We start from the raw sequence: 12,226 nt of genomic DNA on the forward strand, positions 1-12,226 counted from the left end.
CCGCCATGGAATCGCTGTACCTGCTGGTCCCCCTGTCCATCGCCCTGGTCTTCGGCGCGCTGTGGATCTTCTTCAAGGCTTCCGACGACGGCCAGTTCGACGACCTCGAAGGCCCCGCCCTGCGCATCCTGCAAGACGACGACAACTGCTGAGCGACAACTGCTGAGCTGGTCGCAAAACAACGTTGTAAAAGCTCTGGGGACAGTCCCTCCCAAAGCTCTGGGGACAGTCCCTCCCACGGGGACTGTCCCCAGAGTTTTTACAACAATCTTGTGGTGTTTACATCGCTTGCTGATACCTGGCGTATGCGAACAATGTGCGCGGCTTATGGCACGTCGGATATCCAACAAATTCGTAGCTCGCCAGCAAACTGTTGCCAAAATTCGGGGTCTGACCCCAGTTTTGGGCAATAGTTTTCGGGTGAAGTAATGCACTTGGCCAATTTTGACTTAGGTCAAAGTTTTTGAACATCCCGCTGCGTAATCTGTGACGCATATCAAGAAATCGGGGGTGTTCAAGTGGAACAGAACTACAACTACAAGGTCGTGAAGCAGTTCGCGATCGCGACGGTGCTGTGGGGCGTCGTCGGCATGCTGGTCGGCGTGGTCATCGCCGCGCAGCTGGCCTGGCCGGCGCTCAATTTCGATGTGCCGTGGCTGACGTATGGCCGCCTGCGCCCGCTGCACACGAATGGCGTGATCTTCGCGTTCGGCATCTCGGGCCTGTTCGCCACCTCGTACTACGTGGTCCAGCGCACCTGCCAGGTGCGGCTGTTCTCGGACAGGCTGGCCGCCTTCACGTTCTGGGGCTGGCAGGCCGTGATCGTGTCCGCCGTGATCACGCTGCCGATGGGCCTCACGCGCGGCAAGGAATATGCCGAACTCGAATGGCCCATCGCCATCCTCATCGCGGTGGTTTGGATCGCCTACGCCGTGGTCTTCTTCGGCACCATCGTGAAGCGCAAGGTCAAGCACATCTACGTGGCGAACTGGTTCTTCGGCGGCTACATCCTGGCCGTCACGCTGCTGCACGTGGTGAACGGCATGGTGATGCCGGCCACGCTGACGAAATCGTATTCGATGTACACCGGCGTGCAGGATGCGATGATCCAGTGGTGGTACGGCCATAACGCGGTGGGCTTCATCCTCACCGCCGGCTACCTGGGCATGGTGTACTACTTCATCCCGAAGCAGGCCGGGCGCCCGGTGTACTCGTACCGGCTGTCGATCGTGCACTTCTGGGCACTGATCTTCACCTACATGTGGGCCGGCCCGCACCACCTGCACTACACGGCGCTGCCCGACTGGACGCAGTCGCTGGGCATGGTGTTCTCGCTGATCCTGCTGGCGCCTTCGTGGGGCGGCATGATCAACGGGATCATGACCCTGTCCGGCGCCTGGCACAAGCTGCGCACCGACCCGATCCTGAAGTTCATGATCGTCTCGCTGTCGTTCTACGGCATGGCCACCTTCGAGGGGCCGATGATGTCGATCAAGACCATCAACTCGCTGTCCCACTACACCGACTGGGGCATCGCCCACGTGCACGGCGGCGCGCTGGGCTGGGTGGGCTTCATCACGATGGGCTCGATCTACTACCTGCTGCCGCGCCTGGCCGGTCGGACGAAGATGTACAGCACCAGCCTGGTGGACGTGCACTTCTGGGTAGCCACCATCGGCGTGGTGCTGTACATCGCCGCGATGTGGATCGCCGGCGTGATGCAGGGCCTGATGTGGCGCGCCGTGAACCCGGACGGCACGCTCACCTATACCTTCGTCGAAAGCGTGAAAGCCACCTATCCGTACTACGTGGTGCGTTTCGCCGGCGGCACGCTGTACCTGGCCGGCATGGCGATCATGGCCTGGAACACGTGGATGACGCTGCGCGGCCGCGACGTGCCGGTGGCCGCCATCCCGCAACTGAAAGCCGCCTGAGGAAGAACAACATGACATCTTCAACGAAATTCTCCCACGAGTGGATCGAAAAGAATCCCTGGCTGCTGATCGCGCTGGTGACACTGGTGGTATCGGTCGGCGGCGCCGTCGAGATCGTACCGCTGTTCTTCCAGAAATCGACCACCGAACCGGTGGCCGGCCTCACGCACTATTCGCCGCTGCGCCTGGCGGGCCGCGACATCTACGTGCGCGAAGGCTGCTATGCCTGCCATTCGCAGATGGTGCGCCCGTTCCGCGCCGAGACCGAACGCTATGGCCACTACTCGGTAGCCGGCGAGTTCGTGTTCGACCGCCCATTCCAGTGGGGCTCGAAGCGCACCGGCCCCGACCTGGCCCGGGTGGGCACCCGCTACAGCGACGAATGGCACCGCACCCACCTGCGCAACCCGCGCGACGTGGTGCCGGAATCGAACATGCCCGGCTATCCATGGCTGGCCGAAACAAGGCTGGTCCCGCAGGACATCGTGCCGAAGCTGCGCGCGCTGCAGCGCCTGGGCGACGGCTACACGGAGGCCGAAATCGCGGCCGCGCCCGCCGAACTGGCGGACAAGACGGAAGAAGACGCGCTGATCGCCTACCTGCAGGGCCTCGGCACGCTGATCAAATCAAGGAATTGACGCCATGAGCATCGAACACATTTTCGACAGCGCCAGCAGCGTGATGACGGTGGTCTCGTTCATCACCTTCGCCGGCATCTGCGCGTGGGCCTGGTCCACCCGCAAGCAAGCCGATTTCGCGCAGGCCGCGCAGTTACCGTTCATGGAAGAAGTGCGGCACGAGGAGAAGCGCGATGTCTGATTTCACCAGCGAATTCTGGAACCTGTACATCGCCGTGCTGACGGTGCTGGGTATCCTGGGCTGCGGCGTGCTGCTGTTCACGCAGTCCGTGCACAAGGTGTCCGCCGCGGATGCGGCCGCGGGCAAGGGGGTCGGAACGACAGGCCACGTCTGGGACGACGACCTGACGGAACTGAACACGCCGATGCCGCGCTGGTGGATGTGGCTGTTCTACCTGACGATCGTGTTCGGCGCCGCCTACCTGTTCCTGTACCCCGGCCTGGGCACCTACGCCGGCAAGCTGGGATGGCGCTCGGCCGGCCAGTACCAGCAGGAACTGGCGAAAGCCGACGAGGCCTATGGCCCGCTGTTCGACAAGTACCGCCGGCAAGACCTGAAGGCGGTGGCGGCCGACCCGCAGGCGCGCGCGATGGGCGAGCGGCTGTTCCTCACCTACTGCGCGCAGTGCCACGGCTCGGATGCGCGCGGCAACAAGGGCTTTCCGAACCTGGCGGACAGGGACTGGCTGCACGGCGGCACGCCCGAGGCGATCAAGCAGACCATCATGCAGGGCCGCCATGGCGTGATGCCGCCGATGGGCGCGGCCATCGGCTCCGACAAGGATGTCGAGAACGTCGCGCATTATGTGCTGAGCCTTTCCGGCAGCAACGCGGCCGATCCGATCAAGAGCGTGTTCGGCAAGGGCAAATTCACCGCCTGCCTGGCCTGCCATGGCGCCGGCGGCACCGGCAACCAGGCCCTCGGCGCGCCGAACCTGGCCGACAAGACATGGCTGTACGGCGGCAGCGCCGACACGATCATGGAAACCATCCGCAAGGGCCGCGACAACACCATGCCGGCCTTCGGCGACTTCCTCGGCGAAGGCAAGGTGCATGTGCTGTCGGCCTACGTGTGGGGCCTGTCCAACGACACGAGATGAAACAAGCCAGATGAATCGGAGTGAGACAGCCATGAACGCCCCCGTGCCGGAACAGGTGATCCGGATGTATGAAAAGCGCCAGCCGATCCATCCGCGCGAAACGGATGGCCGCTATGCGCGCCTGCGCTGGCTGTGCCTGTGGCTCACGCAACTGGCCTACTACGGCACGCCGTGGCTCGCATGGAACGACCGCCAGGCCGTGCTGTTCGACCTGGGCACGCGCAAGTTCTACCTGTTCGGCCTGGTGCTGTGGCCGCAGGATTTCATCTACCTCGCGGCGCTGTTGATCATCTGCGCCTGGGGACTGTTCCTGGTGACGGCGGTGGCGGGACGCGTGTGGTGCGGCTTCGCCTGCCCGCAGACGGTCTATACCTCGATCTTCCTGTGGATCGAGCGCGGGATCGAAGGGTCGCGCGCCGCCCGCATCGCGCTGGACCGGCAAGGCCCGTCCGCCCGCAAGTTCGGCAAGCGCATCGCCAAGCACCTCGCCTGGGGCGCCGTGGCGCTGTGGACCGGCTTCACCTTCGTCGGCTACTTCACCCCGGTGCGCGAACTGGGCACCGGAATCGCCACGCTGGCGCTGGGGCCGTGGGAATGGTTCTGGGTGCTGTTCTATGGTTTCGCCACCTATGGCAACGCGGGCTGGCTGCGCGAGCAGGTGTGCAAGTACATGTGCCCGTACGCCCGCTTCCAGAGCGCGATGTTCGACCGCGACACGCTGATCATCACCTACGACACGGGGCGCGGTGAACCGCGCAGCAAGAAGGCCACGGGCGGCGCCTGCATCGATTGCACGATGTGCGTGCAGGTCTGCCCGGCCGGCATCGACATCCGCAACGGCCTGCAGTACGAATGCATCGGCTGCGCCGCCTGCGTGGACGCGTGTAACAACGTAATGGACAAGGTCGGCCAGCCGCGCGGCCTGATTCGCTACAGCACCGACCGGGCCATGACCGCGATCCTGACGCCGGCACAGATCCGCCAGCGGGCACTGCGCCCGCGCGTGCTCGCGTACGGCGCGGCGCTGCTGGCCATCACGCTGGCGGTCGGCTTCGCGCTGGCCACCCGCACGCCGCTGAAGATGGACGTGATCCGCGACCGCGGTTCGATGGGGCGCGAAGTGGATGGCGGCGCGATCGAGAACGTGTACCGGCTGCAGATCATGAACACCTCGGAGCAGCCGCACCGCTACCGGATCGCTGCCGACGGATTGCCCGGCCTGGCGCTGGCGACGGACGACGTGGTGGCACTGGCCGGCACCGAAACGCGTGCCGTGCCGGTGCGGGTGCGCGCGCCAGGGGAGGCACTGCGGGGCGCGGGCAAGACCGGCTCGCACTCGATCACATTCACGCTGACGGCGCTGGACGATGCGCGCCTGGCCGTCGAAGAACCCGCGGTCTTCATCGTGCCGCGCTGAGGAGATGACCATGCAACCGATGACGATGTCCGCCACGCCCTGGTACCGCGAGCGCTGGCCTTGGCTCCTGATGGCTGGCCCGGCCGCCGTGCTGGTGGCCGGCTTCTATACGGGCTGGCTGGCCTTCGCGCAGCAGGACGCGCTGGTGGTGGGCGACTACTACAAGCGGGGCAAGGCGATCAACCAGGATTTGCGGCGCGACCGCACTGCCGCCGCGCTGCATGCCGCCGCCGCCCTGCGCTACGATGCCGCGCACGGGGTATTGCACGGCCGGCTATCGGCCAGCGCGCCGCTGCCCGGTCCCTTGCAGCTGCACCTGGCGCATGCCACCCAGCCGGAAAAGGACTTGCGGCTGCTGGTGCGGCCCGATGCCGGCGGCAGCTTCGCCGTGCCGTTGCCGCTGCTCGAACGCAGCCGCTGGACCGTGCTGGTGGAAGACGAACGGCGCACCTGGCGCCTGGAGGGGCAGTGGCAGTGGCCGGTGGAGCGGGAGGTGACGGTGGCAGCTTTGCAATGAAGCAGGCGCCGCTGCTGCATCAAGCTGCAACCGTTGGCCGGCGGACACCAGTGTCAGATACCAATGCCGCTAAGTTAAGCGTTACCCGACACATGAAAGCGCATGCATTCACCCCAAAGGCGAAGGACTGGGGTCAGACCCGCCGGGTCTGACCCCGGCATTTGCACTTGGGGTGGGCTTATCTAAGCGGCATCACGCGCAGGTCTCGGTCCCCGCCGTGATCGCCTTCAACCGCGGCAGGTCGAGCACCTTGACCTCCCGGTTCGCCACCATCAGCAAACCCTGCTTCTTGAACTTGTTCAACAGCCGGCTGATACTCTCGATCGTCAGCCCCAGGTAGTTGCCGATATCCTCGCGCGACATGCGCAGCTGGAATTCGGTGCTCGAGTAGCCGCGCGCCTCGTAGCGCGAAGCCAGGTTGACGAGGAAGGCGGCGAAGCGCTGGGTTGCCTGCATATTGCCCAGCAATAGCATCACGCTTTGCTCGCGCGTGATTTCCTGGCTCATCATGCGGTGGAAATGGCGCAGCAGCGTGGGCATGTCCACCAGCAGCTGTTCCAGGCTGGCGAAGGGGATCTCGCAGACCTCGCTGTCTTCCAGCGCCAGCGCGCTGCAATAGTGCCTGTCGGTGCTGATGGCGTCCATGCCCAGCAGTTCGCCGCCCATCTGGAAACCCGTCACCTGTTCTTCGCCGTTGGCGTTGATCTGGTAAGTCTTGAAATGGCCGAGCCGGATCGCGTACAGGTTCGTAAACGGCTCGCCGATACGGAACAGGTTCTCGCCCTTCTGCACCTTGCGGCGGCGCCCGATGATCTTGTCCAGCTTGTCCATGTCGCCCATGTCCAGCCCCATCGGCAGGCACAGCTGGTGCATGCTGCAGGTCGAGCAGCGTGCCTTGAGGATCTCGATCGTGGCGCCGGGCAGGGTCAGGGATGGCAGCTCATGCATCATTGTCGGGTCCGATGTCATCGTCCATTGTCGGTTGACCTCCAGTGTACTTGATCCCGCCCCGATCCCGCCTCGATCCCGGCTTGATCCCGCTGTCCGGGCAACCGCGCAACTTGCAGCTTGCGTGCCCTTCCGCACAGTGCGCCAGCGGGGAAGCGGCGCATAGTGTCCCGACAACATCGGGGCGGGGGGAGACAATGCGTCCGCTTGGTATCAAGGCGAAAGTCGCGCTGGCGACGACCGTCACGTGCATCGTGATGATCGCGCTGGTCACCGTGCTGCAGGCCCGGCGCATGCAGGAGGATTTCACGCGCGTGCTGTTTGCCCAGCAGGATGCGCTGATCGCGCGCACCGCGCTCGAGGTGGATGAAAAGATGACGCTGCTGCGCGACATCGTTGCCGAATCGGCACGCTGGCAGCCCGGCGACATCTGTGCCGACCCGCCCGCGCTGCGCGCCCACTACGACTACCGCGCCGTCCTTCGCCTGTTCGATGACATCATCGTCGTCAGCCCGGCCGGCACGATCGTGGCCGACATCCCCGCGCTGCCGGGCCGCCCCGGCGTCAGCGTCACGGACCGCGCGTACTTCCAGCGGGTCATGCAGGAAAAGGCGCCCCTGATCGCCGAACCGGTGATCGGCAGGGCGAACCGGCAACCTGTCGTGCAGATGGTCGCCCCCGTGCTCAGCGAGGACGGCGAGGTGGCCTGCGTGCTGATCGGCGTGCTGCGCCTGTACAAGAACAACCTGCTGGGCCACCTGCGCACGGCCAAGGTGGGCCGCACCGGTTATTACTACATCGTCACCGGCTACGAACCATCGGTCTACGTGGTGCACCCCGACCCGGCCCGCCTGCTGAAGCCACGCGGCCAGGAAGGCTATGCCGCCACCGTGCTGGCGATCCGCGGCGGGTTCGAAGGCACCACGATCAGCACCGATGGCCGCGGCGTGCGCGCGCTGCTCAGCTACAAGCGCCTGAAGACGGTACCGTGGATCCTGATCGCCAACCTGCCTGCCGAGGAAGCGTTCGAGCCGTTCGACGACCTGCTGGTGCGGCTTGCGCTATGGGGCACGCTGGCCTCGCTCGTCACCGCGGCCGTCATCACCTGGATCACGCTGCGGCTGATGTCGCCGCTGATGCGGCTGCGCGATGCGATCGGCACCTTGCGCGGCACGCCGGGGCACTTCGCCCCGCTGCCGGTCACGTCGCGCGACGAGATCGGCGAGCTGACCGGGGCGTTCAACGACCTGATGCGCGAACGCGAGGCGGCCGATGCCCACGCCCGCGACCTGATGGAGGAGCTGGAAACCCGCGCCGCCGAGCTGGAACGGGCGCGCGACCGGGCCGAGGCGGCCAACCGCGCCAAGAGCGATTTCGTGGCCAACATGAGCCATGAGATCCGCACGCCGATGAATGCGGTGCTGGGCATGGCGCAACTGCTGCAGAACACCGACCTGGCGCCGCAGCAGCGCAAGTACCTGCACATGATCCGCACCGCCGGCGATTCGCTGCTGGGCATCCTGAACGACGTGCTGGATTTTTCCAAGATCGAGGCGCAGCGGATGGAACTGTCGCCCGTCGAATTCGACCTGGACGAATCGATGAGCACCTTGGCGACGACGATGACGATGAACGCCGGCGACAAGGAACTGGAGCTGGCCATCGTGGTCGACCCCGAGGTGCCGCGGCTGCTGCGGGGCGATGCGCTGCGGCTGCAGCAGGTACTGGTGAACCTGGCCGGCAACGCGATCAAGTTCACCGCGCACGGCGAGGTCGTGGTCGAGGTGAGCCTGGTGGAGCACGGCGGCGGGGAGGCCGGCGCGGTGCTGGGCTTCGAAGTGCGCGACACGGGCATGGGCATGAACCCGGAACAGCTGTCGCACCTGTTCCAGGCGTTTACACAGGCCGATGAAAGCATCACGCGCCGCTTCGGCGGCACCGGACTGGGACTGGCGATCACGCGCCGGCTGATCGAACTGATGGGCGGGGAAATCCATGTCGAAAGCGAACCGGGCAAGGGCAGCCGCTTCTGGTTCACGCTGCCATTCGGCGTGCTGCCGCGGCCGGAAGCACCGCGCAAGCCGGCCGCCGGCCATCTCGCCGTGCTGGTGGCGGACGACAATGCCACCAGCCGCAACCTGATCGGCCGCCTGATCCGCACCTGGGGGTGGGAAGCGGACCTGGTCGATTCCGGCAGTGCCGCGCTGGCGATGTTCACGTTCCGCATGCGCACCGGCCGGCCATACGACGTGGTGCTGGCCGACTGGCACATGAGCGGCCCGGACGGGAATGCCCCCGCCGCGGCGATCCGGCGCGAGGCCGACGGGCACCGGCAGCCGATCGTGGTGATGCTCAATGCCTTCGCGCGCGAGCGCCTGGAACAGATTTCAAGAAGCGCGGAAGCCGATGCGGTACTGGTCAAGCCGATCACCAGTTCCACGCTGTTCGACGCGCTGCACCAGGCCCTGGCGGCAAAGGGCGGCGGCGGCGAACTGGTGTCCGCCAACGCCCAGGGCCATGCGAACCGCCTGCAAGGCGTGCACTTCCTGCTGGTGGAAGACAATCCGCTGAACCAGGCCGTGGCGCGCGGCATCCTGGAACATGCCGGCGCCACGCTGGACGTGGCCGGCGACGGCCAGCAAGCCCTGGATGTGCTGCGCATCGACGCGCAGCGCTACGACATCGTGCTGATGGACATGCAGATGCCCGTGCTGGACGGCTTTTCGGCGACCGCCGCGATCCGCTCGGAACTGGCCCTGCGCCTGCCGGTGATCGCAATGACGGCCGGCGTGCTGGCCTCCGAGCGGGAACGCTGCATGGCGGCCGGTATCACCGACTTCATTGCCAAGCCGGTCGTCGTCGACGAGATGATGATGGTGATCGAGCGGCACCTGCCGGCGCGGCGCAGGCAGGCCGAAGCGCCACCGCCGGCGGCCAAGGCGGCTGGCCCGCTGGAGCCAGCCGCGGCGCAAGGGGGCGAACCCGTGTTCAGCATGGACAGCCTGGGGCGCGTGATGGGCCGCGATCCGAAAGGCCGGGCGCTGATGCGCAGGATGGTGGAAAGCGCCCTGGAAGGCGGCATGACGCCGGCCGACGAAGCGGACCGCGCGCTCGCGGCCGGGGACGTACAGGCGGCGGCGAATACCTTCCATGCGCTGCGCGGCGCCATCGGGGTGCTGGGGGCGAAGCGCCTGATCCGGGCCACGATGGATGCGGAACTGGCGATCGCCGAATTGCCCGCCAGCGAACTGGCGCCGCATTTCGCGGCAGTCCGCCATGAACTGGCGCTCGTGCTGGCAGCGGGCCGGGCGTGGCTCGACCAGGCGGAGATGGCGGGGAGCTAGGCGCTGGTGTACCTGCGCCGCGCCGCGCTAGCGGTTGCGATGGTTGACAGCGCGCCGGCCGCCAGGCCGATGGCGAAAGCGCCGTACACCATCGCCAGGGAACGCTTTGACAGGCGCACGTCGAAGCCCGGCTGCAGGCGCTGCGGCGTCAGCTTGTAGTCGACGAAGCAGGCCACCGCCGATGCCGCCGCCGCCGAGGCCAGCTTGGAGGCCACGCCGGGCTTGTCGAAGATCTTGCCGGCCGCCTGCTCGAAGATGCTGGCCCAGAAATGCGAGCTGGCATGGTGGATCGCATAGCCGGTCAGCGTGTATTTCCAGGTGGGCTCGTCATGCACGAAGGCCCTGTCGCCCCACACCATGTGGCTGACCGCGTTCGCTCCCGAGTAGGGGCTGCCGGTTTCCTGCTTCGAGCGTAGCGCCAGCGCGCCTGTCGACGCCAGGCTGGCCAGCGCGCCCGGCATCATGCCCTTGATGATGACCTGCTTCCAATCGTCCATGCTGTCCTCCAAATATTTGCGATTCTTCGTACACTGGGTCCCTCATGACGACGAGGACCTCCGATGCTGATCCTGCTCACCGGTTCGACCGGTTTTCTCGGTTCCCGCCTGTTGCCGCTGTTGCGCGCCAGGGGCCACCGCGTGGTGTGCGCCGGGCGCCGCGGCCAGCCCGGCTGCGACTTCATCGCGGCCGATTTCGCCCACGATAGCGAAAAATCGCACTGGGTGGCGCGCCTGTCCGGCGTCGACGCGGTGATCAATACGGTCGGCATCATCCGCGAGTCGCGCGGGCAGACGTTCGCGCGGCTGCACTCGGAAACGCCGCGCGCGCTGTTCGCCGCCTGCGCCGAGGCCCGCGTGCGCCTCGTGGTCCAGGTCTCGGCGCTGGGCGCGGACGAAGCGGCCACCACGCCGTACCACCTGAGCAAGAAGGCGGCGGACGATTTCCTGGCCACGCTGCCGCTGCGCTCCCGCATCGTGCAGCCGTCGCTGGTACTACGGCCCCGAGGGCGCCAGTGCCCGCCTGTTCCGCATGCTGGCCACCATGCCGCTCGCGGTGCGCTTCGGCAGCGCGCCGCAACCGGTGCAGCCGATCCACGTGGACGACGCGTGCCAGGCGATCCTGGCGCTGCTGGAGGAAACGGGCGGGCCGCGCAGCATGCGGGTGCCCCTGGTCGGCCCCGCGCCGCTGCCGTTCATCGGCTACCTGGCCACGCTGCGCCGCGCGCTGGGCCTGGGCCGGCTGCGCGTGCTGCCGCTGCCGGGCGCCGTGGCGCGCGGCGCGGCCTGGCTGGGCGGCTTCGTGCCGGGCAGCCCGCTCACGCCGGACACGCTGCGCATGCTCGCCCGCGGCAACACGGCCGATCCCGCCATGACGTCGCGGCTGCTGGGACGCCCGCCGCGCGCTGTGGACAAGTTCATTACTCATCCACAGGCGGAACGCCGCGCGGCGCAACTGGACTGGCTGCTGCCGCTGCTGCGCATCAGCCTGGCGATCGTCTGGATCTGGACGGCCTTTGTCTCCGCCTTCGCGTGGCCGGTCGAAGACAGCTACCGGCTGCTCGAGCGCAGCGGCATACCGGCCATGCTGGCGCCGCTGATGCTGTATGGGGCCAGTGCGCTCGATCTTGCGTTCGGCATCGGCACGCTGGCGCTGCCGCCGCGCTGGCGCCGCCCGCTGTGGCTGGCGCAGATCGCGCTGATCGGCTTCTACACGGTCGTGATCGCGCTGCGCCTGCCGGAATTCCTGTGGCACCCGTATGGCCCGCTCAGCAAGAACCTGCCGATGCTGGCGGCGATCTGGTTGCTGTACGAACTCGAAAAGGGGAAGACGTGATGGAATACCTGGTGGTGAAGTGGCTGCACATCCTCAGTGCCACGTTCCTGTTCGGCACCGGCATCGGCTCGGCCTGGTATCTGCTGTTCACCGTCGTCAGCCGCAACGTGGCGGCCGTTGCCGTGGTGTCGCGCATCGTCGTGACGGCCGACTGGCTGTTCACGGCCACCACCATGGTCGCCCAGCCATTGACGGGTTTTTACCTGATCCACCTCGCCGGCTACCCGCTGCACAGCAAGTGGATCATGTGGTCGGTGATCCTGTTCGCCATCGCCGGGCTGTGCTGGTTCCCGGTGGTGTGGCTGCAGATGCGGCTGCGCGACCTGTCGGCCGCCGCCGCGGCGAACGGCACGCCCTTGCCGCCCCTGTTCTGGCGTTACTTCAAGATCTGGGTGGTGCTGGGCATTCCCGCATTCTTCGCCTTCCTCGCGGTGTTCTGGCTGATGGTGGCCAAGCCCATGTAAAGACTTTCGAAATTTTCGATAATAGGACGGC

The 12,226-nt window shown here is 66.5% G+C and carries 12 protein-coding genes and 1 pseudogene; 11 read left to right on the top strand and 2 right to left on the bottom strand.

The window, feature by feature from the left end; all coding sequences use genetic code 11:
* The first annotated feature begins 5 nt into the window (after positions 1 to 5).
* From ccoS to OU994_RS01415, 7 genes are all read left to right on the top strand, one after another.
* Positions 6 to 152 (top strand): cbb3-type cytochrome oxidase assembly protein CcoS, encoded by a 147-nt coding sequence (gene ccoS / locus OU994_RS01385; protein ID WP_281609324.1) that lies wholly within the window; start codon positions 6 to 8, stop codon positions 150 to 152.
* A 366-nt stretch (positions 153 to 518) separates the two neighbouring features.
* A complete protein-coding gene (ccoN, locus tag OU994_RS01390) occupies positions 519 to 1,934 on the top strand; it encodes a cytochrome-c oxidase, cbb3-type subunit I (RefSeq protein WP_281609325.1) in 1,416 nt (471 codons plus the stop codon).
* 11 nt (positions 1,935 to 1,945) lie between these two features.
* Positions 1,946 to 2,572: a cytochrome-c oxidase, cbb3-type subunit II gene (gene ccoO, locus OU994_RS01395; RefSeq protein WP_131148509.1), complete on the top strand. Its 627-nt coding sequence runs from the start codon at positions 1,946 to 1,948 to the stop codon at positions 2,570 to 2,572.
* Positions 2,573 to 2,576: 4 nt separating this feature from the next.
* Positions 2,577 to 2,753, top strand: a complete 177-nt coding sequence (locus OU994_RS01400) for a CcoQ/FixQ family Cbb3-type cytochrome c oxidase assembly chaperone (RefSeq protein WP_281609326.1) — start codon at positions 2,577 to 2,579, stop codon at positions 2,751 to 2,753.
* A complete protein-coding gene (gene ccoP / locus OU994_RS01405) occupies positions 2,746 to 3,672 on the top strand; it encodes a cytochrome-c oxidase, cbb3-type subunit III (RefSeq protein WP_281609327.1) in 927 nt (308 codons plus the stop codon). Before OU994_RS01400 ends, ccoP begins: the two co-directional genes overlap by 8 nt.
* A 31-nt stretch (positions 3,673 to 3,703) precedes the next feature.
* Positions 3,704 to 5,089 carry a cytochrome c oxidase accessory protein CcoG gene (ccoG, locus tag OU994_RS01410; RefSeq protein ID WP_281609328.1) on the top strand — a complete coding sequence of 462 codons (1,386 nt, stop codon included), beginning with the start codon at positions 3,704 to 3,706 and terminating at the stop codon, positions 5,087 to 5,089.
* Between the two features lie 10 nt (positions 5,090 to 5,099).
* Complete coding sequence (locus OU994_RS01415; RefSeq protein WP_307731783.1) at positions 5,100 to 5,606, top strand: FixH family protein; 507 nt, start codon at positions 5,100 to 5,102, stop codon at positions 5,604 to 5,606.
* Positions 5,607 to 5,798: 192 nt separating this feature from the next.
* Here OU994_RS01415 and fnr read toward each other — a convergent pair whose 3' ends face one another.
* Positions 5,799 to 6,557 (bottom strand): fumarate/nitrate reduction transcriptional regulator Fnr, encoded by a 759-nt coding sequence (gene fnr, locus OU994_RS01420; protein WP_131148504.1) that lies wholly within the window; start codon positions 6,555 to 6,557, stop codon positions 5,799 to 5,801.
* Between the two features lie 194 nt (positions 6,558 to 6,751).
* Here fnr and OU994_RS01425 point away from each other — a divergent pair, with 194 nt between their 5' ends.
* Positions 6,752 to 9,898, top strand: coding sequence for a response regulator (locus OU994_RS01425; RefSeq protein WP_281609330.1), 3,147 nt, complete (start codon positions 6,752 to 6,754; stop codon positions 9,896 to 9,898).
* Here OU994_RS01425 and OU994_RS01430 read toward each other — a convergent pair.
* On the bottom strand, positions 9,895 to 10,395 hold the full coding sequence (locus OU994_RS01430) for a hypothetical protein (RefSeq protein WP_281609331.1): 501 nt from the start codon (positions 10,393 to 10,395) through the stop codon (positions 9,895 to 9,897). The genes OU994_RS01425 and OU994_RS01430 overlap by 4 nt on opposite strands.
* 63 nt (positions 10,396 to 10,458) lie before the next feature.
* On the opposite strand from OU994_RS01430, the pseudogene OU994_RS01435 reads away from it, so the two are divergent.
* From OU994_RS01435 to OU994_RS01445, 3 genes and pseudogenes are all read left to right on the top strand, one after another.
* Positions 10,459 to 10,827: pseudogene (locus OU994_RS01435) on the top strand (NAD-dependent epimerase/dehydratase family protein); the annotation flags it as partial.
* Positions 10,828 to 10,927: 100 nt separating this feature from the next.
* A complete protein-coding gene (locus OU994_RS01440; protein ID WP_281609332.1) occupies positions 10,928 to 11,731 on the top strand; it encodes an SDR family oxidoreductase in 804 nt (267 codons plus the stop codon).
* Positions 11,731 to 12,195, top strand: coding sequence for a DUF2269 domain-containing protein (locus OU994_RS01445; RefSeq protein ID WP_281611558.1), 465 nt, complete (start codon positions 11,731 to 11,733; stop codon positions 12,193 to 12,195). Before OU994_RS01440 ends, OU994_RS01445 begins: the two co-directional genes overlap by 1 nt.
* Positions 12,196 to 12,226: the final 31 nt, after the last annotated feature.

This window comes from Pseudoduganella sp. SL102 (genome assembly GCF_027856995.1).
In the GTDB taxonomy this organism is placed as follows: domain Bacteria; phylum Pseudomonadota; class Gammaproteobacteria; order Burkholderiales; family Burkholderiaceae_D; genus Rugamonas; species Rugamonas albidiflava.

Coding starts and splice junctions, on each gene's coding strand:
- OU994_RS01430 (WP_281609331.1), bottom strand. CDS start 10,395: ATGGACGATTGGAAGCAGGTCATCATCAAGGGCATGATGCCGGGCGCG.
- ccoO (WP_131148509.1), top strand. CDS start 1,946: ATGACATCTTCAACGAAATTCTCCCACGAGTGGATCGAAAAGAATCCC.
- OU994_RS01415 (WP_307731783.1), top strand. CDS start 5,100: ATGCAACCGATGACGATGTCCGCCACGCCCTGGTACCGCGAGCGCTGG.
- OU994_RS01400 (WP_281609326.1), top strand. CDS start 2,577: ATGAGCATCGAACACATTTTCGACAGCGCCAGCAGCGTGATGACGGTG.
- OU994_RS01425 (WP_281609330.1), top strand. CDS start 6,752: ATGCGTCCGCTTGGTATCAAGGCGAAAGTCGCGCTGGCGACGACCGTC.
- ccoG (WP_281609328.1), top strand. CDS start 3,704: ATGAACGCCCCCGTGCCGGAACAGGTGATCCGGATGTATGAAAAGCGC.
- fnr (WP_131148504.1), bottom strand. CDS start 6,557: ATGATGCATGAGCTGCCATCCCTGACCCTGCCCGGCGCCACGATCGAG.
- ccoS (WP_281609324.1), top strand. CDS start 6: ATGGAATCGCTGTACCTGCTGGTCCCCCTGTCCATCGCCCTGGTCTTC.
- OU994_RS01440 (WP_281609332.1), top strand. CDS start 10,928: ATGCTGGCCACCATGCCGCTCGCGGTGCGCTTCGGCAGCGCGCCGCAA.
- OU994_RS01445 (WP_281611558.1), top strand. CDS start 11,731: ATGGAATACCTGGTGGTGAAGTGGCTGCACATCCTCAGTGCCACGTTC.
- ccoP (WP_281609327.1), top strand. CDS start 2,746: ATGTCTGATTTCACCAGCGAATTCTGGAACCTGTACATCGCCGTGCTG.